The sequence below is a fragment of the Escherichia sp. B1147 genome (assembly GCF_001660175.1).
GTDB lineage: Bacteria > Pseudomonadota > Gammaproteobacteria > Enterobacterales > Enterobacteriaceae > Escherichia > Escherichia whittamii.
Genome location: NZ_LFHY01000015.1, coordinates 187,328 through 208,191 on the forward strand (window position 1 = coordinate 187,328; position 20,864 = coordinate 208,191).

17 protein-coding genes and 1 tRNA gene are annotated in these 20,864 nt (G+C 52.6%); 6 read left to right on the plus strand and 12 right to left on the minus strand.

Going from position 1 to position 20,864, the window contains the following annotated elements:
• Nucleotides 1-51 precede the first annotated feature (51 nt).
• The 3 genes from A9180_RS15865 to ebgR all read right to left on the minus strand — a co-directional run bounded on the left by A9180_RS15865 (nucleotide 52) and on the right by ebgR (nucleotide 4,757).
• On the minus strand, nucleotides 52-501 hold the full coding sequence (locus tag A9180_RS15865; RefSeq protein ID WP_001219943.1) for a beta-galactosidase subunit beta: 450 nt from the start codon (nucleotides 499-501) through the stop codon (nucleotides 52-54).
• Nucleotides 498-3,590 carry a beta-galactosidase subunit alpha gene (gene ebgA / locus A9180_RS15870; RefSeq protein WP_064529600.1) on the minus strand — a complete coding sequence of 1,031 codons (3,093 nt, stop codon included), beginning with the start codon at nucleotides 3,588-3,590 and terminating at the stop codon, nucleotides 498-500. The genes A9180_RS15865 and ebgA overlap by 4 nt, the downstream gene beginning before the upstream one ends.
• A gap of 183 nt (nucleotides 3,591-3,773) precedes the next feature.
• Nucleotides 3,774-4,757: a transcriptional regulator EbgR gene (gene ebgR, locus A9180_RS15875; RefSeq protein ID WP_064529601.1), complete on the minus strand. Its 984-nt coding sequence runs from the start codon at nucleotides 4,755-4,757 to the stop codon at nucleotides 3,774-3,776.
• 218 nt (nucleotides 4,758-4,975) lie between these two features.
• Between ebgR and A9180_RS15880 the strand changes: the two genes are divergently transcribed.
• The gene (locus A9180_RS15880; RefSeq protein WP_000450588.1) at nucleotides 4,976-5,308 is read left to right on the plus strand and encodes a tRNA-binding protein; all 333 of its coding nucleotides are present in this window, start codon (nucleotides 4,976-4,978) and stop codon (nucleotides 5,306-5,308) included.
• A gap of 44 nt (nucleotides 5,309-5,352) precedes the next feature.
• Here A9180_RS15880 and ygjG read toward each other — a convergent pair whose 3' ends face one another.
• Nucleotides 5,353-6,732 (minus strand): putrescine aminotransferase, encoded by a 1,380-nt coding sequence (ygjG, locus tag A9180_RS15885; RefSeq protein WP_064529859.1) that lies wholly within the window; start codon nucleotides 6,730-6,732, stop codon nucleotides 5,353-5,355.
• Nucleotides 6,733-7,149: 417 nt separating this feature from the next.
• Between ygjG and aer the strand changes: the two genes are divergently transcribed.
• Nucleotides 7,150-8,670, plus strand: a complete 1,521-nt coding sequence (gene aer, locus A9180_RS15890) for an aerotaxis sensor receptor Aer (RefSeq protein WP_064529602.1) — start codon at nucleotides 7,150-7,152, stop codon at nucleotides 8,668-8,670.
• Nucleotides 8,671-8,790: 120 nt separating this feature from the next.
• Here aer and nfeR read toward each other — a convergent pair whose 3' ends face one another.
• Entirely contained in the window at nucleotides 8,791-9,414 is a 624-nt protein-coding gene (nfeR, locus tag A9180_RS15895) for a DNA-binding transcriptional regulator NfeR (RefSeq protein WP_064529603.1), read from the minus strand.
• A gap of 276 nt (nucleotides 9,415-9,690) precedes the next feature.
• Between nfeR and nfeF the strand changes: the two genes are divergently transcribed.
• Nucleotides 9,691-10,455, plus strand: a complete 765-nt coding sequence (gene nfeF, locus A9180_RS15900) for an NADPH-dependent ferric chelate reductase NfeF (RefSeq protein WP_064529604.1) — start codon at nucleotides 9,691-9,693, stop codon at nucleotides 10,453-10,455.
• Nucleotides 10,456-10,508: 53 nt separating this feature from the next.
• Here nfeF and A9180_RS15905 read toward each other — a convergent pair.
• A tRNA-Ile gene (locus A9180_RS15905) sits at nucleotides 10,509-10,584 on the minus strand.
• 125 nt (nucleotides 10,585-10,709) lie between these two features.
• Between A9180_RS15905 and mug the strand changes: the two genes are divergently transcribed.
• Nucleotides 10,710-11,216 carry a G/U mismatch-specific DNA glycosylase gene (gene mug / locus A9180_RS15910; RefSeq protein WP_064529605.1) on the plus strand — a complete coding sequence of 169 codons (507 nt, stop codon included), beginning with the start codon at nucleotides 10,710-10,712 and terminating at the stop codon, nucleotides 11,214-11,216.
• Between the two features lie 80 nt (nucleotides 11,217-11,296).
• Here mug and rpoD read toward each other — a convergent pair whose 3' ends face one another.
• The 3 genes from rpoD to rpsU form a co-directional block, all read right to left on the minus strand.
• Nucleotides 11,297-13,138, minus strand: coding sequence for an RNA polymerase sigma factor RpoD (gene rpoD / locus A9180_RS15915; RefSeq protein ID WP_064529606.1), 1,842 nt, complete (start codon nucleotides 13,136-13,138; stop codon nucleotides 11,297-11,299).
• Between the two features lie 193 nt (nucleotides 13,139-13,331).
• On the minus strand, nucleotides 13,332-15,077 hold the full coding sequence (gene dnaG / locus A9180_RS15920; protein ID WP_064529607.1) for a DNA primase: 1,746 nt from the start codon (nucleotides 15,075-15,077) through the stop codon (nucleotides 13,332-13,334).
• A 110-nt stretch (nucleotides 15,078-15,187) separates the two neighbouring features.
• Nucleotides 15,188-15,403 carry a 30S ribosomal protein S21 gene (gene rpsU / locus A9180_RS15925; protein WP_001144069.1) on the minus strand — a complete coding sequence of 72 codons (216 nt, stop codon included), beginning with the start codon at nucleotides 15,401-15,403 and terminating at the stop codon, nucleotides 15,188-15,190.
• A 237-nt stretch (nucleotides 15,404-15,640) separates the two neighbouring features.
• On the opposite strand from rpsU, the gene tsaD reads away from it, so the two are divergent.
• Complete coding sequence (gene tsaD / locus A9180_RS15930) at nucleotides 15,641-16,654, plus strand: tRNA (adenosine(37)-N6)-threonylcarbamoyltransferase complex transferase subunit TsaD (protein ID WP_064529608.1); 1,014 nt, start codon at nucleotides 15,641-15,643, stop codon at nucleotides 16,652-16,654.
• A gap of 41 nt (nucleotides 16,655-16,695) precedes the next feature.
• On the opposite strand, the gene ttdT is transcribed toward tsaD, so the two are convergent.
• Genes ttdT through ttdA form a run of 3 tightly spaced genes read right to left on the minus strand, consistent with a single transcriptional unit; the run spans nucleotide 16,696 to nucleotide 19,721 of the window.
• Nucleotides 16,696-18,159 (minus strand): L-tartrate/succinate antiporter, encoded by a 1,464-nt coding sequence (gene ttdT / locus A9180_RS15935; RefSeq protein ID WP_064529609.1) that lies wholly within the window; start codon nucleotides 18,157-18,159, stop codon nucleotides 16,696-16,698.
• 48 nt (nucleotides 18,160-18,207) lie between these two features.
• A complete protein-coding gene (ttdB, locus tag A9180_RS15940) occupies nucleotides 18,208-18,813 on the minus strand; it encodes a L(+)-tartrate dehydratase subunit beta (RefSeq protein WP_064529610.1) in 606 nt (201 codons plus the stop codon).
• Complete coding sequence (ttdA, locus tag A9180_RS15945) at nucleotides 18,810-19,721, minus strand: L(+)-tartrate dehydratase subunit alpha (protein ID WP_074399597.1); 912 nt, start codon at nucleotides 19,719-19,721, stop codon at nucleotides 18,810-18,812. Before ttdA ends, ttdB begins: the two co-directional genes overlap by 4 nt.
• A gap of 206 nt (nucleotides 19,722-19,927) precedes the next feature.
• Between ttdA and ttdR the strand changes: the two genes are divergently transcribed.
• The gene (gene ttdR / locus A9180_RS15950) at nucleotides 19,928-20,860 is read left to right on the plus strand and encodes an L-tartrate utilization transcriptional activator TtdR (RefSeq protein ID WP_064529861.1); all 933 of its coding nucleotides are present in this window, start codon (nucleotides 19,928-19,930) and stop codon (nucleotides 20,858-20,860) included.
• Nucleotides 20,861-20,864: the final 4 nt, after the last annotated feature.

The window sequence follows — 20,864 nt, forward strand, 5'->3', positions numbered from 1 at the left end:
GAAAATGAGTAGGGTAGCGGTGGCGGCAAACTCCTTTTGCCGCCGTAGTTGTTATTTGTTATGGAAATAACCATCTTCGATGGTGACTTTGAGAACCACTTTTTTGACCGCGTTATTGCAGATAAACCGATATGCTTCATGGATATCGCAAATAACGATTTGCCCTTCGTGGACCTCTACGGTTTCTCCGCAGCCTTTTAAATATTCGCGGTCAGTTTCATCGCGATAATATTCTACTACCTGTAACGTCTCTTTCGGCGCATATTCAATCTTTTGCTGCCCTTGCAGGTAGTAATGCACTTCAAAATAACGACGATGCCCGGTAAATAACGCATCGGTCGCGGAGTCATTTTCTACACGGTAGGTCAATGAGTCACCGATGGAGTGGGCGACGCCCGGCTGAATGTTGTCGATATTTTCAATCGCTTCAACGCAGCGTTGCCACTTCTTGCCAGAAGCGTAAATCTGGCGGAACTGTTCTAAGTTATCGATGATCCTCATTGCTTATTCTCGCTGTGCAAATTCGTGGAAAAGAACCCTGCGCCGAACTCATACGACGCCAGGCTTTGCGCGGTGGCTTCTCCGCCAGAAACCGGCAGCAACGTAAAGCCGTAGCTGAAGTCACGGAACCAGACGCGCCAGGAGTCCAGCACCTCGCTGCCCCAGGAGTTGGAGCCGAGTCCAGACAGCTGGTGGTCAAGATTCAGGGTGATGTCATCACTGCGCTGCAGCTCGTTGCAGTGCTGGGCTGCGTGGATGTTTTCCTGGGTGTAGTGCCAGGCGCTGAAGTTAATTGGGCGCTGCGGAACCACCAGTAGGCCGTTGCCGTGGCGGTTTGTCAGCGCCGCCCAGCGGACATGCTGACGGTTGCCGTTGTTCTGCGGGAAGGGATAGTTCTCGAACATGGCATCGACGTTGCTGCGCCAGATATCAATGATGTTAGCCTGCTGGCTGTCGGCGTAGTTTTCGCCCGGTCCACGTCCGTAATACGCCACCTGGTCGTATTCGCCGTTAATCCCCATGGTGAAACCGATGCACGGAATGATGTGTGGATAGTCGCCGTAACGCTCGCCGGAAAGCGCCACGTTAACCTGGCCATCGGCAGCGATGCGCCAGATGTAGGTGCAGCGCATCCCGAAGTCAAACACCGGAGGAGCAATAACCGTGTGGCTGATGATCAACACCTCGCCATCGCTCTGTTCAACGGCAAAGTCGCGCAGATGTTCCTGCATAATCTGCAAATGATTCGGCTGCCACAGCCCTTCGTACTCCTGCTTGTGGTTGTCGATCATCGGCTTGAAGAAGTTGATCTTAGGCTCGCGAGTCAGCAGCGATTCGCCATTCACCTGCCAGGATGTCGGTTTGCCACTCATTTTTGAAAAGGTGATCGCGAAGTTGTAGCCGCGAACGGTGCAGCTCAAACGATCGTCTTCCAGCATCAGCGGACGAGCGTTGTTCGGTGCGAAAGGAACTGGCTGTGCGGTGTTTTCCCTCAGCGGGAACTGATAAGTGGCGATAGGGTGTCCGGCGTCGCTGTAGCGGGTGCGGGAATCTTTGGTCACCGTAATATTGAGGAATGCTTCGCGGGCGTCCAGTTGCGGCAGCGTAATGTGCAATGGCGCTTCGCTGTTCGGCGCAACGTCGCGCAGCTTAATCTGCTGCGTCGCGAGCGTTTCACCTTCGGCGCGCACCTCTACGTGCAGGGTGTAGTCATCAAGCGTGGTAAACCACAGTTTATTTTCTACTTTCAGTTCGCCGCGAGTCAGATCCAGCGCGTGGATTTTTACTGGCGCAATAACTTGTTTGTACTCTTTCAGACCGGGTCCCGGCGTTTGATCGGAATAGATCAAACCATCAAGACAGAAGTTATAGTTGTTGGGATAGTCGCCGTAATCGCCGCCGAATTTATACCAGACGTTGCCGTTGTCATCCTGCGCCTGGATCCCGTGGTCGCACCACTCCCAGACATAATGCCCCTGAATGCAATCGTGCTTATAGAAGACGTTCTGATATTCCGTCAGCCCGCCAGGTCCATTCCCCATCGCATGGGCGTATTCGCAGATGATGCGCGGCTTCGGATGCGGGTATTCACCAAACTCATTCATCAGCGGCACGCGGGTGTACATGGTGGAAATAATATCGACCACTTCGGCATCGCGATCTTCTTCGTAGTGTACCAGGCGCGTGTCATCCAGCGCCTTCGCTGCGTGGTACATCGCGCGGATGTTACAGCCATAGCCGGACTCGTTGCCCAGCGACCAGATGATGATCGACGGATGGTTTTTCTGCGCGTGAATATGCCGAACGATGCGCTCGACGTAGACCTTTTCCCACTGCGGATCGTCGGTAATGCGGCTGATATCGCCGACGTTAGCAAAGCCGTGCGATTCGACGTCGGTTTCCGCCATCACAAACAGGCCGTAGATATCACACAGTTCGTAAAAACGCGGATCGTTCGGGTAGTGAGCAGTACGCACGGAGTTGATGTTGTGCTGCTTCATCAACTGAAGATCTTTCTCGACGCGATCCATCCCAACGGCGCGGCCTTTGCGATGATCGTTGTCGTGACGGTTGACGCCGTGCAGCATCACATAACGGTTATTGATCCAGAACAGACCGTCGCGCACTTTGATATCACGGAAGCCAACGCGTTGCGGCACCACTTCCAGAACGTTGCCGTCGGCGTCTTTCAGCGTCATGACCAGATGGTAAAGATAAGGGGATTCTGCGGACCATTGCTGCGGCTGTTCGACAGTAAAAGCAAAGCTGGCGCTGGTCAGTTTTTCAATTGCCAGATGATCAATGGCGCCGCTGTGCACCACACGCTCGCCATCGAACAGAGTATATTCCAGCGTCGTTACGGCAGGGGAGGCAGCGAGATTTTCCAGCACCACTTCGCAGGACAGCGTGGCATCGCAATAGGCTTCGTCAAAATCGGTGCGTACGGTGAAATCGTTAATATGCGTTAATTGTTTTCCGACCAGATAAACATCGCGGAAGATCCCCGCCGACCACCACATATCCTGGTCTTCCACGTAGGTGGAATCCGCCCACTGCATCACGCGCACACACAACAGGTTGTCGCCGGTTTTTACCATCGCACTGATGTCAAACTCTGCGGTCAGACGGCTGCCCTTGCTGAAACCAACATACTGACCGTTAACGTAGACTTCAAAATAGGTTTCGACGCCGTCAAATTTAATCAGCGTCTGCTTGCCTTGCCAGCCGTCGCTGAGGGTGAAAATGCGTTGATAGGCACCGGTTGGGTTATCGCTGGGGACAAAAGGCACATCGATGGGGAACGGAAAACCTTCGTCGGTATATTGCAGTTTGCCGTGGCCTTCCATTTGCCACATGGCGGGGACGGTGATGTATCCCCAGTTAGCCATTAACTCGGAAGTGAAAGCTTCTGGCACTTGCAGCGGATGATCAAAAAAGTGGAAATTCCACTGGCCGCTTAAGGGCAGAAACAGGCTGCTGGTTTCGCGGGCAAAGGTACGCGCCTGCGCAACAGAATCATAAGAAAAAAAGTACGCACGCGGCGCAAGTCGGTTTTCGTGGGTGAGCTGAATGTTTTCCCAGCGATTCATAGGGCCTCCCGGTAGAGAGAAATCGGAACCATTCATGGTGATGGTAGTTTGTGTAATTGCTGGGGAGTTTAGTAAAATTTTTACTAAAAAATAGCGAATAAATGCATTTACTTTAACTGGATCACGAAAATAAACGGCAGCACTGTCCGGTAAAAACGATTGCCGGACAGTGTGTAAGGGGATTTAGCGGGTTGTACCGCGCAGTTTTAATTTGCTGGGAACGAAGACTAACAGCGGCAGCGCACGACCATCGCGAGCCTTTTCATACAACAGGTTGACGCCCTGGCTTCCCATCATTTCGGAATGGATGCGCACGGTTGAGAGCGGCGGAAAGGTAAATCGCGCGGTGGGGATGTCGTTAACGCTGATAAGCGAAATATCTTCTGGGATGTTCAGGCCACGTTCATGAATTGCCCGCAGTACGCCAATAGCAATGGAATCGGAAGCGACAAACAACGCCTTCGGGTAGTCTTCCCGCGCCAGCATTTGCTTTGCCAGTTCATAGCCCGACGAACTTGAAAAACCGCCGCGCCAGATGTCTTCTTCGCGTACCACTTGTTTCAGTCGACCGTATTCCACAAAGGCGACCTCGCGAATATCCGCCTTGCCAGGCAAGTCTTCGCCACCAACAAAACCAATACGATTAACGCCCTGATCGATATAGAAATCGATGATTTCTTTACTGATGCGTGCCAGATCGATATCCACCGCATCGTAACCGCTGCCGGGTTCGTGAAAGTCGATAAAACAGATATTGTCGGTCAACGCGCTGGCGGCGGCGCGCAGTGCGGGCGTGGGTTTGCCAACAATCAAAATGCCGGTGACGTTTTTAATGTCTGGCAAGCCGTTGTGTTCATAACAGTTGGTCAGTTCAATCGCCAGCTTTTCGCACTGGGTTTCAATGCCGTGGCGGATCGCCAGATAGTAAGGATCGTTGATCTCCAGCTCCTGTTGGTAGCTGTAGATAGCCAGAATATGGTGTTGGTTGACTGCGCCTGTCTGTAGTTTACGGGCGCTACTGGTCTTGTACTCCAACTTTTCGGCGATCTCGAGAATGCGATGTTTCGTCTCTTCTTTCACATTCAATGTCGGATCGTCATTTAAGACCCTGGATACTGTCGCCAGGGATACGCCAGCTTCGATTGCGATGTCTTTTAGTGTTGCCATGTTTACCTTTTTTACTTTCCCTGATGTGCGCTTCCATTGTAGAGGAAGTGCTTATCGGGTCACCTGTTTTCAGTAAATAAAGCGCGTTTCTTTGACGCTGTAACGGTAACACAGCGACGTACGAATGTGATCACGCCTGCATTCTCCATTTTTAGCCTACAGGATTGAGAAAAACTTTTGCTATAGTTTAGTAAAATTTTACTTGAGGAGGGACAACAATGGAAACCGTGGCTTACGCCGATTTCGCGCGTCTGGAAATGCGCGTCGGAAAGATTGTGGAAGTGAAACGCCATGAAAACGCCGACAAGCTGTATATCGTACAGGTAGATGTCGGTGAAAAAACGCTGCAAACCGTGACCAGCCTGGTGCCGTACTACAGCGAAGAAGAGCTGATGGGGAAAACGGTGGTGGTGCTGTGCAATCTGCAAAAAGCGAAAATGCGCGGTGAAACCTCGGAATGCATGCTGCTGTGTGCGGAAACCGATGACGGCAGTGAAAGCGTGCTGTTAACGCCGGAACGCATGATGCCTGCGGGCGTGCGAATCGTATAAGAAAATATCGGATGGCGATGTTGCATCGCCATCCGACATCGGTATTACGCTTCTTCCACACTCACGCGCATGGCCGCCAGCGCCTTACGCGCCGCTTTGATCACCACTTCACACTGTTCAACGGTCAGCGTCAGTGGCGGTTCAATGCGGATCGTTTTGGCGTTGTTGAGCGTTCCGGCAACCAGCACACGCTGGCGGAACATCTCGCTGGCAAAGTTGTAGCCGATTTCGTTATCAACAAACTCAATCGCCATCAACATCCCTTTACCACGCGCTTCCTGCACCAGATCGGGATATTCCCGTGCCAGCTGGCGGAAACCGTCCAGCAACATATCGCCTTTTTGCTCTGCCTGGGCCGGTAGGTTCTGTTCCAGCAACACATTGATGGTCGCCAGCGCCGCCGCACAGGCCAGCGGATTGCCGCCAAAGGTGGTGGTGTGCAGGAACGGGTTGTCGAACAGGACTGAGAACACCTCTTCGGTAGCAATGGTTGCGCCAATCGGCATCACGCCGCCACCGAGGGCTTTCGCCAGGCACAGAATATCCGGCTGAACGTTCTCATGCTCGCAGGCGAACATCTTGCCCGTCCGCCCCATTCCTGTTTGTACTTCATCAAGGATCATCAGTGCGCCGAACTCATCGCACAACTTACGCACGGCAGTGAGATAGCCCGGCGGCGGCAGAATTACGCCACCTTCGCCCTGAATCGGCTCAAGGATCACCGCAGCCACATCATCACCGGTTTTTTTGCACTCGCTAAGGGCCGTGCGCATGGCTTCGATATTGCCAAACGGCACATGACGGAAACCTGGCAGCAGCGGCATAAACGGTTTGCGGAAGGTCGATTTCGCCGTGGCCGACAGTGCGCCGAGCGATTTACCGTGGAACGCGCCGCTGGTGGCAATAAAAGTAAACTTGCCGCGCGGCGACTGATAAGCCTTCGCCAGTTTCAGCGCCGCTTCAACGGACTCGGTGCCGCTATTACAGAAGAAGCTGTATTTCAGTTTACCGGGCGTTAGCGCAGCAAGGGTTTTCGCCAGCATCGCCCGTAATGGGTCGAGCAATTCCTGACTATGCAAGGGCTGTTTCGCAAGTTGATTCTGTACGGCGGAAACCACAACTGGATTACGGTGCCCCACGTTGAAAATTCCAAAACCTCCCAGGCAGTCGATAAACTCCTGTCCCTGGGTGTCGACAAGCGTATTTAAACCTCCCGCTTGCCACTCTACGGCTCCGTAATCCCCGCCGGCGGTAACAGATTTGCGATACTCTAAAAACCCCGGATTGACATGCTCTTTGAAGTATTCAATCACCTCCCGGTTAAGTGCTTTCATCTCCTCATGATCCAGCGTTCGCTTCTCAATGAGATTCAGGGCGTGGGCGCTGCACGCTAAAGCCGATGCGCTCGAAGGTAACCTGTTCAAAATATGCTCCGGAGGCTCGCGTATCACATGATACCGATTTAAGTATTGCAGGGATTGCGCCACTCCGGCTGCGATCGCGAAAATCGGGATAAACACAAATTGCACTATCATTTGTGTAACATTTAATGCTGCTAGTTAACTTTTGTTGTTATTTTGCACGATTTTATCTGGGATAGATTTTGCGTTCGCTGCGCAAATGCACTCTTTCAGGGCAATAATAGCCTGATTTTTGGGCAAGATAATTAACGTTTTCGGATAATAACAGAGTGAAAGCATTTTAAATCAAGGAATTAGAGCTTGTGCTTTAATCGCAAATTGCGATCTAAATCAAATTAAAGTGCTAAAGATAACCGCGCCTGGGCCGACATAACTTCCGACAAGAAGTTAACAACCATATAACCTGCACAGGACGCGATTATGTCTTCTCATCCGTATGTCACCCAGCAAAATACCCCGCTGGCTGACGATACTACCCTGATGTCCACTACCGATCTGCAAAGCTATATCACCCACGCCAATGATTCTTTCGTGCAAGTGAGTGGCTATACCTTGCAGGAGTTACAGGGCCAGCCGCACAACATGGTGCGTCACCCGGATATGCCAAAAGCGGCGTTTGCTGATATGTGGTACACCCTGAAAAAAGGGGAACCCTGGAGTGGTATTGTGAAAAATCGCCGCAAAAATGGCGACCATTATTGGATACGGGCGAATGCAGTGCCGATGGTGCGTGAGGGCAAAATCAGTGGCTATATGTCGATTCGCACGCGGGCGACGGATGAAGAGATCGCGGCGGTAGAGCCGCTGTACAAGGCGCTAAACGCCGGACGTACCAATAAACGTATCCATAAAGGGCTGGTGGTACGTAACGGTTGGTTGGGAAAATTGCCTTCATTACCGCTTCGCTGGCGAACGCGTGGAGTGATGACGCTGCTGTTTTTCGTGCTGGCGGCCATGCTTTGGTTTGTTGCAGCCCCGGTGGTGACGTATTTCCTCTGTGCGTTAGTGATGTTGTTGGGAAATGCCTGTTTTGAATGGCAAATTGTACGCCCGATAGAAAATGTCGCCAGCCAGGCGCTGAAGGTGGCGACCGGCGAGCGTAATAGTGTTGAGCATTTGAATCGCAGCGATGAGCTGGGGCTGACATTACGCGCGGTAGGGCAGCTAGGTCTGATGTGCCGTTGGCTAATTAACGATGTTTCAAGCCAGGTGTCCAGTGTCAGAAACGGCAGCGAGACGCTGGCGAAAGGCACTGATGAACTGAACGAGCATACTCAGCAGACAGTAGATAATGTCCAGCAAACGGTAGCGACCATGAACCAGATGGCAGCGTCGGTGAAACAGAACTCAGCTACAGCTTCGGCTGCTGATAAACTTTCTATCACCGCCAGTAATGCGGCGGTGCAGGGCGGGGAAGCGATGACCATGGTGATCAAGACGATGGATGATATTGCCGACAGTACCCAGCGCATTGGCACCATTACTTCGCTAATTAACGATATAGCGTTTCAGACTAATATTCTCGCCCTGAATGCGGCGGTGGAAGCGGCGCGTGCCGGAGAACAAGGCAAAGGTTTTGCAGTGGTGGCAGGGGAAGTGCGTCATTTAGCCAGCCGTAGCGCCAATGCTGCCAACGATATTCGCAAGTTGATCGATGCCAGTGCTGATAAGGTGCAATCCGGCTCGCAGCAGGTGCACGCTGCCGGACGTACGATGGACGATATTGTGGCCCAGGTGAAAAATGTCACCCAGTTGATTGCCCAGATTAGCCATTCAACACTGGAACAGGCCGATGGGCTTTCCAGCCTGACCCGGGCGGTGGATGAGCTTAACCTGATTACCCAGAAAAATGCCGAGCTAGTGGAAGAGAGTGCACAGGTGTCGGCGATGGTGAAACACCGCGCCAGCCGACTGGAAGACGCGGTGACGGTGCTGCATTAATCGGTATACCGGATATAGCGGTTGGTACACAATGCCTGATGCGATGCTGGCGCATCTTATCAGGCCTACGGGTGGGTGTAGGCTGGATAAGGCGTTCACGCCGCATCCGGCAATCGGTGATTAATCCAGCTGGGTAATGTCAAAAGCGGCGCGGTCGATCACCGCAATGATCTTTTTTATCTGCGCGTCGCTGATATCGCTCTGGTTGACGCGTAAGTCCAGCACCGCTTTAAAATTATCCAGCGCTCGCTTCATTTGCGGGTTCTGGCGCAATGCCGCGCCAACACAGCGCGCTTTGATTCGCTCTTCAATCATCTCGACTTGTTCGCGGTTTTCTTCCAGCCACTGCGCGCCCTGTTCGGTCAGCGCAATCTGCTTCTTGCCGCCTTCCTCTTCGCGGATGGTAATCAGCGACTGCTCCTGGAGAAAATCCAGCGTCGGGTAGATGACGCCCGGGCTTGGGGTGTAATTCCCCTGGGTCAGATTCTCAATCGCTTTAATCAACTCGTAACCGTGGCTGTCATCGCGCGAGAGAATATCCAGAATTACCAGACGCAATTCACCGTGACCAAAGAAACGTTGCCGACGACCGCCGCCGCGACCGTGGCGACCACCGCAGCATTGACCATGTTCATGATGATGTCCATGCTCGCAGCGCTCGTGTTCTGACTTCTCACCTTTGCAGCAGCCTTCATGGCGTGGCTGGCCTTCATGTTTACAACACCCTTCGTGATGATGGCTCATATCAGCCTCCTTTTGCTTAATTAGATATATCTAATTTATATCTAATATAAACATTTCTGCAAGTACAAAAATGATTTTTAAACGCAGATGTACTCAACATCCAGGCCGGATAAAGCATTCATGCCGCATCCGGCAGCCTTGCTACGACGCGGAATGTCTTCACACACTTCAGATATATCAGTTCTACAAATCGCTTGCATTTATCATGATTAACAATCATTATCATTTGCAAATTTCATTTAGATATATCTGATTACCATCACGAAGGCGATAACAATGAATAATTCCCCCCGCTACCCGCAGCGCGTTCGCAATGATCTGCGCTTCCGTGAACTGACTGTACTGCGCGTTGAGCGCATTAGCGCCGGTTTTCAGCGCATTGTCCTTGGCGGCGAGGCGCTGGACGGTTTTACGTCGCGCGGTTTTGACGATCACAGCAAACTCTTCTTTCCTCAACCTGGCGCTCACTTTGTTCCGCCAACGGTAACAGAAGAGGGGATCGTCTGGCCGGAAGGACCGCGTCCACCTTCGCGCGACTATACGCCGCTGTATGACGAGCAACGCCATGAACTGGCGATCGATTTCTTTATTCACGATGGCGGGGTCGCCAGCGGCTGGGCGATGCAGGCGCAACCGGGTGACAAGCTCACGGTAGCCGGGCCGCGCGGTTCGCTGGTGGTGCCAGAGGATTACGCGTATCAAGTGTATGTCTGTGATGAATCCGGAATGCCCGCACTGCGCCGCCGCCTGGAAACGTTGAGTAAACTTGCCGTTAAACCGCAAGTTACCGCGCTGGTCAGCGTGCAGGATAACGCCTGTCAGGATTATCTCGTGCACCTTGATGGTTTTAATATCGAATGGCTGGCACATGATGAGCGGGCGGTAGACGCGCGTCTGGCGCAGCTGCAAATCCCTGCCGATGATTACTTCATCTGGATAACCGGCGAAGGCAAAGTAGTTAAGAATTTAAGCCGCCGCTTTGAAGCGGAACAGTATGACCCACAGCGGGTACGCGCAGCGGCTTACTGGCACGCAAAGTAATTGATATATGAAAAGAAAAAGGCTGACGATTTCTCGTCAGCCTTTGCTGTATGTGGTGGCCCCTGCTGGACTTGAACCAGCGACCAAGCGATTATGAGTCGCCTGCTCTAACCACTGAGCTAAGGGGCCATGGTAGCGGATTATAAAGTAACTCCGCGTCGCAATCCAGCCATTACCGCGCGGCTGCTGTTTTTATAAACAATGTGTTTTCAATTCGTTATACTTCCCGCGGGTTGTGTTGTTCAGGAGTTAATATGGTTGAAGATATTATTGCACCAGGGTTGCGCGTGGTGTTTTGCGGCATTAATCCGGGGCTTTCATCTGCGGATACTGGCTTTCCTTTTGCCCATCCGGCGAATCGCTTCTGGAAGGTAATTTATCAGGCCGGGTTTACCGACCGTCAGTTGAAGCCTCAGGAGGCACAGCATTTGCTGGATTATCGTTGTGGAGTAACCAAATTGGTTGACAGGCCAACGGTACAAGCAAATGAGGTGACAAAGCAGGAGTTGCATGCAGGCGGACGCAAGCTGATTGAAAAAATTGAAGATTATCAGCCGCAGGCGTTGGCGATTCTGGGCAAACAAGCATATGAACAAGGATTCAGCCAGCGCGGTGCGCAGTGGGGGAAGCAAACGCTCACCATTGGTCCGACACAGATTTGGGTGCTGCCGAATCCCAGCGGTTTAAGTCGCGTTTCCCTTGAGAAGCTGGTTGAGGCGTATCGCGAACTGGATCAGGCGCTGGTGGTGCGCGGGCGATAAAAAAAACGCCACCGAAAAGGTGGCGTTTGTGCAAAGGGACAACTGCCGGATGCGGCGTAACGCCTTATCCGGCCTACCGATTAATCGTCCAGGAAGCTACGCAGCACTTCAGAGCGGCTCGGATGGCGCAGTTTACGCAGCGCCTTCGCTTCGATCTGACGGATACGTTCGCGGGTAACGTCGAACTGTTTACCCACTTCTTCCAGCGTGTGGTCGGTGTTCATGTCGATACCAAAACGCATACGCAGAACTTTCGCTTCACGCGCGGTCAGGCCAGCCAGCACGTCGTGCGTTGCTGCACGCAGGCTTTCGGTGGTCGCAGAATCCAGCGGCAGCTCGAGGGTGGTGTCCTCAATGAAATCCCCCAGATGCGAATCTTCATCATCACCGATCGGCGTTTCCATAGAGATTGGCTCTTTGGCGATCTTCAGCACTTTGCGGATCTTGTCTTCCGGCATCAGCATACGTTCAGCCAACTCTTCCGGCGTCGGCTCGCGGCCCATCTCTTGCAGCATCTGGCGAGAAATACGGTTGAGTTTGTTGATAGTCTCAATCATATGCACCGGAATACGGATGGTGCGCGCCTGATCCGCGATAGAGCGGGTGATCGCCTGACGGATCCACCAGGTTGCGTAGGTGGAGAACTTGTAACCACGGCGGTATTCGAACTTATCAACCGCTTTCATCAGACCGATGTTGCCTTCCTGAATCAGATCCAGGAACTGCAGACCGCGGTTGGTATATTTCTTGGCGATAGAAATAACCAGACGTAAGTTCGCTTCAACCATCTCTTTCTTCGCACGGCGGGCTTTCGCTTCACCGATGGACATGCGACGGTTAATATCTTTAACCTGCTCGATGGTCAGGCCGGTTTCTTCTTCAATCTGTTGCAGTTTCTGCAGGGCGCGATGCACTTCTTCAGAGACATCGTGCAGTTTTTCTGACCACGGCTTATTCATCGCAATTGCCGCGTTGAACCAGGTATCGCTGGTTTCATTGCCGGTAAACAGAGTGATAAAGTTTTTCTTCGGCATTTTGCACTGCTCAACGCAGAGCTTCATGATCAGACGTTCTTGCGTACGAACGCGGTCCATCATGACGCGCATGCTGTTGACCAGGTAGTCAAACTGCTTCGGCACCAGGCGGAACTGTTTGAACACTTCAGACAGTTTCAGGATCTCTTCCTGGGCGGCTGCGTGACTGCGACCTTTCGCTTTGATGGTGTCACGCGTTACAACGTACTGGGCGCGCAGTTCAGCAAATTTTTCGCGAGCCAGTTCCGGGTCGATGCTGTTGTCATCGTCGGCGGTATCGTCGTCACCATCTTCTTCGTCTTCATCTTCGTCATCGTCCAGATCTTCCTGGGAAAGCTCAGAACCGACGTGAGTGGCGGTTGGCGCCAGATCTTCTTCTGCGTTCGGGTCAACAAAGCCGGTGATCAGATCGGACAGACGCGCTTCTTCTGCTTCAACACGATCGTACTGTTCCAGCAGATAGGTGATCGCTTCCGGATATTCAGCAACGGAGCATTGAACCTGGTTGATCCCATCTTCGATGCGTTTAGCGATGTCAATTTCGCCTTCGCGGGTCAACAGTTCAACGGTGCCCATTTCACGCATGTACATGCGTACCGGGTCAGTCGTACGCCCGATTTCAGATTCCACGCTGGAAAGCACCTGCGCGGCGGCTTCGGCAGCATCTTCGTCTGCTGTGTTTTCAGCCAGCATCAGGTCATCGGCATCCGGCGCTTCTTCCATCACCTGAATGCCCATGTCATTGATCATTTGGATGATGTCTTCGATCTGATCGGAATCGACGATATCTTCCGGCAGATGGTCATTGACCTCGGCATAGGTCAGATAGCCTTGCTCCTTACCACGGGTGACAAGAAGTTTCAGCTGTGACTGCGGGTTTTGCTCCATAAGACGGTATCCACACTTATTTCATGAGGTTGGTGTTGGGCGATTGACCAGATGTCCTTCAGGCGTTAACGCTGAAATCCAATGGCTGTTTACCGCCAACGATAATTACGAGGGCGTACTTATATTTTGCCGCTGCCTCTCAGTGCGGCTGTCGGGGGCTTCCCGATCGCTATTCGGCACTTAAGCCGTTAAATCACTTTTTCGCCAGTTCCTGGTTCAATGTCCAGAGTTCCAGGCGTTCTTCGTTGCTTAAACCATGCGTGCGCTCACGAGCGATTAACTCTTCCTGACGCAGTTCAAGCAGCGAATCAAACATATGGTTGAGTGAGTCGGTGAAGGTTTGTTCAGCAATATTCTTATCTGCTATATCGTCCCACATCGACAGTTTTTCAAGGGTGGCAGCATTATTTGTACCACGATAGTGCTCTAAAAGTTGCCCGGTGGTCAGACCTGGCTGGGATAGACAAGTGTTGACCAGTTCTCTGAATAAGCCAAGTCCGGGAAGCTTATTTTCAGCCAGATTCTCAAGCGGCGGGACTAACGTCGCTAATTCTGGATTTTGCACCAGCAACCCTATAAGTATACGCATGGTCGTGCGTTTTAGCTGCGGAACAGGACGAGAAACGCCGCTCTCTGCTGCTTTCGGCATTAATCGTTCAAGCTGGCTGTCATCAAGTATGCCTAATTTGTTGCCTAATTCCTGACGAAGATATATTCGCAGCGTTTCGCCTGGTACCTGCGAAATCAATGGCAGCGCCAAAGTACTCAAACGCGCGCGCCCGTCTGGGGTGCTCAGATCAACTTGCGGCATCAGAGTGTTAAACAGAAATGCGGAGAGCGGCATTGCCTGCTCCATCCGCGCTTCAAACGCCTCTTTACCTTCTTTGCGCACCAGCGTGTCAGGGTCTTCACCATCAGGCAAAAACATAAAACGTAGCTGACGGCCGTCTGTCATGTAAGGCAACGCCGTTTCCAACGCTCGCCAGGCAGCATCGCGACCTGCGCGGTCACCGTCATAACAGCAAATGACATTGTTGGTTGCGCGGAACAACAGTTGAATGTGATCGGCAGTGGTTGACGTACCCAGCGACGCAACGGCGTAATTAATACCGTATTGCGCCAGCGCCACCACGTCCATATAGCCTTCGACCACAAGTAAACGTTGGGGTTCAGCGTTATCCTGCTGCGCTTCATAAAGACCGTAAAGCTGGCGGCCTTTATGGAAAATATCGGTTTCCGGCGAGTTCAGGTATTTGGGGGTATCGTTGCCCAGCACGCGCCCGCCAAAACCAATTACCCGACCGCGTTTATCGCGAATAGGGAACATTACCCGCTCGCGGAAACGATCGTAACTACGGCCCTGATCGTTAGTTACCAACATGCCCGCATCAATCAATGACTGGCGATTTTCTGGATTGCCGCCAAACCGTTTCAGGACGTTGTCCCAGCCGGGGGGCGCAAAACCAATCGCAAAACGGGCGATGACCTCGTGGCTTAATCCGCGTTTTTCCAGATACTGGCGCGCAGACATGGCAACAGGTTGCTGTAAAGATTGTTGGTAAAACGTATTCAGACCGTCCATCAACTGATAAAGCGTTTGCCGTTGATGGCGCTCGATCTGGCTGGGGCCGCTGCCTGCTTCAAATGGCACTTCAAGATTGTGCATTGCCGCCAGCTCTTCGACCGTTTCGACGAACTCGAGCTTGTCGTAGTTCATCAGGAAATCGATCGCGTTGCCGTGCGCGCCACATCCAAAGCAGTGGTAAAACTGTTTCTCACCGTTAACGGTGAATGACGGGGTTTTCTCGTTGTGGAATGGACAACACGCGTGGAAATTCTTGCCCTGCTTTTTCAGCTTCACACGGGCATCGATCAGATCGACGATGTCGGTGCGTGCCAGCAGATCATTAATGAATACGCGTGGGATTCGTCCAGCCATAGGCCCCGATTTTTAGCAATTCATAAACGAAAATAAGCCGCGCATTCCTTTCGGAAGCACGGCCTTACAACTACAACTCGGTCTGATCGGAGAGCAACGCTCTCAGGGAATTAGTACAGACGAGTGCGGCGTGCGTTTTCGCGAGCCAGTTTCTTCGCGTGACGTTTCACTGCAGAAGCTTTAGCGCGCTTACGTTCGGTAGTCGGTTTTTCATAGAACTCACGACGACGAACTTCCGCCAGAACACCTGCTTTTTCGCAGGAACGCTTGAAGCGACGCAGAGCTACGTCGAACGGCTCGTTTTCACGTACTTTAATTACCGGCATGTGCCTCTCACCTTTGATTAATTCGGTTTGCCGCTGGCATCAACGCCAGCTTATTTCAAAATGGTGCGGAATTTTACTGCAATTGCTGCTGCTTTGTAAAGCACCGCGGCCTTTTTTGAAAGGGACTTTTATAAGGGTGAGGAGTATACACGAGGCTTTCTCCAGGGGCGAACAAAGTTTTACATCAACCCGCATTGGTCCTACACTGCGCGGTAATAAAGCGAGGTAAAACAAGTCATGCGTGTACTGGGTATTGAAACTTCCTGCGATGAAACCGGCATCGCCATTTACGACGATGAAAAAGGTTTGTTAGCCAACCAATTGTATAGTCAGGTGAAATTGCACGCTGACTACGGCGGCGTGGTGCCTGAACTTGCCTCCCGCGATCACGTACGTAAAACCGTACCGTTGATCCAGGCGGCGCTGAAAGAATCCGGTTTAACGGCAAAAGACATTGACGCCGTGGCCTATACCGCAGGCCCAGGATTAGTCGGCGCGCTGCTGGTTGGCGCAACGGTAGGGCGTTCTCTGGCGTTTGCCTGGAACGTTCCGGCGATCCCGGTACACCATATGGAAGGGCATCTGTTAGCGCCGATGCTGGAAGATAACCCACCGGAATTTCCGTTTGTCGCATTGCTGGTTTCCGGCGGTCATACGCAGTTAATCAGCGTAACCGGCATTGGTCAGTACGAGTTGCTCGGTGAGTCTATCGATGATGCCGCCGGGGAAGCGTTTGATAAAACCGCGAAACTGCTGGGGCTGGATTATCCGGGCGGGCCGTTACTGTCAAAAATGGCCGCTCAGGGTACAGCCGGGCGCTTTGTCTTCCCGCGCCCGATGACCGACCGTCCGGGGCTGGATTTTAGTTTCTCTGGCCTGAAAACCTTCGCCGCGAACACGATTCGTGACAACGGCACCGACGACCAGACGCGTGCCGATATTGCCCGAGCTTTTGAAGATGCGGTGGTCGATACACTGATGATTAAGTGCAAACGGGCATTGGATCAGACGGGCTTCAAGCGACTGGTAATGGCAGGCGGCGTGAGTGCTAACCGCACGCTGCGGGCGAAACTGGCGGAAATGATGAAAAAGCGTCGCGGCGAAGTGTTCTACGCGCGTCCGGAATTTTGTACCGATAACGGCGCGATGATCGCCTATGCCGGAATGGTACGGTTTAAAGCAGGCACGACGGCGGATCTCGGCGTTAGCGTGCGTCCGCGCTGGCCGCTGGCAGAGTTACCGGCTGCGTAAAATATCAGGTGCCGGAGAGTCTCTTCCGGCACCGCCCTTACTTAAAGCAACACCACGGGCATCCACAGTAAGCCGATAATCACCAGCAACACGAGGAAGATCAGCCCAAAAATCGCCCCCAGTCGCCAGTAATCCCCCGTTGGCAGATAACCACTGCCGTAGTAAATCGGGCTGGGTCCGGTGGCGTATGGCGTAAGAATGCTCCCCAAACCAATTGCTGCGCCAACCATCAGGCAGAACACCGGTAGCGGAATTTCCGGCATCGCCAGCGCGGCGGCAATCATCATCGGCGCGAGAGCGGAGGTATACGCCGTGGCGCTGGCAAAGAAGTAGCGCAGCAGATAAAACACCACAATTAACACCACCATCACCATCGTTGGTGAATAACCGCTTAAGCCGCCTGCTAACAGTTTGCCAAACCAACTAATAAAACCAGTGTTATTGAGTCCGGTGGCGAGGGTGATAAGCGAGGCCAGCCAGAAAAAAACATTCCACGCGGCTTTATTACTGACAATGTCGTCCCAGCAGATAATGCGCAGAAGCAGCATCAGTGCCACCACGCTGTAACCGACCATCGCGGCATCGATATAATCACCGCCGAAAATCCACAGCACCAGTGCGCCCACCATTAGCCCCAGCATCCGTTTTTCACGCGAACAGAGCGGGCCCATTGCCTGTAGTTCCGTCTCTGCCCAGCGAGGCACCTGATCGCCTGACTTCAGTACTGGCGGATACAGCACATAAGCCAGCCAGGGAACCAGCAGGACCAGTAATATACTGAGCGGCAACATGCCGAGAAACCAGTCGCCCCAACTCAGCGTGGCGTGAGATGCGCTTTTCATCAGTCCAATTAACAGCAGGTTAGGCGCCATCGCCGTCAGAAAAATGGCGCTGGTCACGCAGTCGGCAACAATCCCCATCCACATGATGTACGAGCCAATGCTGCGCGAGCTGCTGTCGTTTGGTTGTGATTGATAGAGCGGCGGCAGGTTACGGATGATGGGATAGATAATCCCCGCACCACGCGCCGAGTTGGACGGTGTTACAGGCGCAAGGATCAACTCGGAGAACATCACCGCATAACCGAGAAACAGCGTGCGATGCCCCATCTTTTTTACCAGAATCAGCGCGATGCGACGTCCAAGTCCGGTTTTTTCATAGCCCGTACCAAACATAAAGGCGGCGAAAATCAGCCAGATAACCGAATTAGAAAAACCGGAAACCGCCCAGGAGAGGGATTTAGCGGTGAACTTAAAGCCTGGCTGGGCGAGTTGGTCCGGGCTAAACAGCAGCCACGGCGAGAGAATGGCAATGATGGAGATACCCACCATCGCCACCACGGCACCTGGTACGGGTTCGAGGATAAGCCCAACGATCACGCCGGTAAAAACCGCAAAGTAGAGCCAGGTATGACTCTCCAGCCCTGCAGGAACCGGAAGTAGAGCAATAATGGCGATGACCGCCAGTGGCGCAAGGTATCGCCACCATTCAGTGGAAGGTTTCATCGTGTTATGCCTGCGAAAAAGGAGAGGGGGCGAACCTCTCCGTGAGAGTTATTTGATGTAGTGGACGTGCTCGCAGATTTCTTCCACGATGGGGCCGCGGCGTTCGGCGAACAGCTTTTTGTTTTCGGCTATCAGGTTGTTGCCGTGGGTATCGATAGAGACAATCAGTGGGCCAAACTCTTTGACCCGGCAGACCCACAGCGACTCTGGCATCCCGAGTTCTGTCCAGTGCACCTCTTCAATCTCTTCCACCTGCGTTGCTGCCAGTACCGCGCAGCCTGCCGGGAAAATCACATGCAGCGCCTTGAATTTCTGGCAGCCTTCTTCGGTCAGCGGCCCCATTCCGCCTTTGCCGACCACCAGTTTCACGCCAGTCTGCTCGATGAACTCACGTTCAAAACTTTCCATTCGCATACTGGTTGTCGGGCCGACGGACACCATCTCCCATTTGTCACCGTTTTTACGCACGATGGGGCCTGCGTGGAAAATCGCTTTGCCGTTGAGATCGTAAGGGATCGGGCGTTTGAGTTCGATCAAGCGGCGGTGACAAACGTCGCGGCAGGTCACCAGCGTACCGGTCAGGTAGATCACATCGCCGACGCGAATATCTTGCAGATCTTCAGCTTTGATCGGGGTTGTCAGGATCTTTTTCATAACGCGCTCCGGGTGTGAGACAGATTTTCAAAGGAGAGATCGGCATGAACCAGCAGCGTGCCGCGACGATGCGCCCAGCAGCCGGTAGAGACAGCAACGCCGATGGTAGACGGATGGCGAGCGGCAGATTCGATATGCACGCCCATTACTGAACTGTTGCCAGTCAGCCCTTGTGGGCCAATCCCCAGACGGTTGAGTCCTTCCTCCAGGCGTAGCTCCAGCTCTGCCGCTTTCGGATTGGGGTGGCGGCTGCCTATTGGGCGCAAAATGGCTTTACGCGAGAGTACAGCGGCGGTTTCCACCGAAGTGGCGATGCCCACACCTACCAGTACCGGCGGACAGGCGTTTACGGCGAGAGTGGAGATATTTTCGAAGACGAATTTCACCACGCCTTCGTAGCCTTCCGAAGGCATTAATACTTTCGAGCGGCCAGGCAGCGTGCAGCCACCGCCAGCCATATAAACTTCGATTTCCGCGTCGTCACCGTCAGGGACAATATCCCAGGTGACCCACGGTACGCCGCTGCCGGTATTTTTGCCGGTATTCACTTCGTCAAAAATTTCCACCGCGTTGTGGCGCAGTGGCGCTTTGATGGTCGCCTCTTCCACGGCTTGCTTAAGAATGCTTTGCAGCTCGCCAAGCAGCGGGAAACGGGAACCGACCTTGACGAAAAACATGATTTCACCGGTGTCCTGGCAGGCCGGACGATTCAGGTCGATCGCTTTTTGCATGTTATCGAACATCGTGTGGTAGATGATTTTCCCCATCGACGACGTTTCGGCATCTCTTAGCTGTTTTAGTTTATCCACCACGTCATCGGGCATTCGGGTAGAAATCATGGCGGTAAAGTTAGTGACAATCTCCGTCAACTTATTCACTGCCTGTTGTTTATTACATTCGCTCATCATGGCAACTCCAGTTTTTCTATTTGTCTGGAAAAATTCACCGCCACAAACTACCACTAAAAATGTGGGTTTATATTTTTTGCTGCCGTGAATATGTAATTAACAGTTCGTTAATCAACACGAAAATAAGAATGAATATTGCGCCAGAGCAGGGAATGGCAATGTTTTGCGAAATACACTGCGTTTATCAAAACTGCGGATATTTAACGATGCTAAATAGCTGGCCTTTAGCCAAAGACTTGCAGGTACTGGTAGAAATCGTCCACAGCGGGAGCTTTAGCGCCGCAGCGGCAACGCTTGGGCAGACGCCCGCATTTGTCACTAAACGGATCCAAATCCTTGAAAATACGCTGGCAACCACGCTGCTGAACCGCTCGGCACGTGGCGTGGCACTGACTGAGAGCGGCCAACGTTGTTACGAACATGCGCTGGAAATCCTCACCCAATATCAGCGACTGGTCGATGACGTCACGCAAATCAAAACGCGCCCGGAGGGGATGATTCGTATTGGTTGCAGCTTTGGATTTGGGCGCAGTTATATTGCGCCAGCCATTACCGAACTGATGCGCAATTACCCTGAATTACAGGTGCATTTTGAATTGTTCGATCGGCAAATTGATTTAGTGCAGGATAATATTGATCTGGATATTCGTATTAATGATGAAATCCCTGATTATTATATCGCGCATCTGTTAACGAAAAATAAAAGAATATTATGCGCTGCACCTGAGTATCTGCAAAAATATCCCCCGCCACAATCATTACAGGAATTAAGTCGTCATGACTGTCTGGTGACCAAAGAGCGCGATATGACCCACGGAATATGGGAGTTGGGGAACGGTCAGGAGAAAAAATCGGTGAAGGTTAGCGGGCATCTTTCCTCCAATAGCGGCGAGATTGTGCTGCAATGGGCGCTGGAGGGCAAAGGGATCATGCTGCGTTCCGAGTGGGATGTTTTGCCGTTTCTGGAGAGTGGTAAACTGGTGCGAGTATTGCCGGAGTATGCACAAAGCGCCAATATCTGGGCTGTTTATCGGGAGCCGCTCTATCGCAGCATGAAGTTGCGCGTTTGCGTAGAGTTTCTGGCAGCGTGGTGCCAGCAACGGCTAGGCAAGCCCGCCGAAGGCTATCAGGTTTTGTAAACCT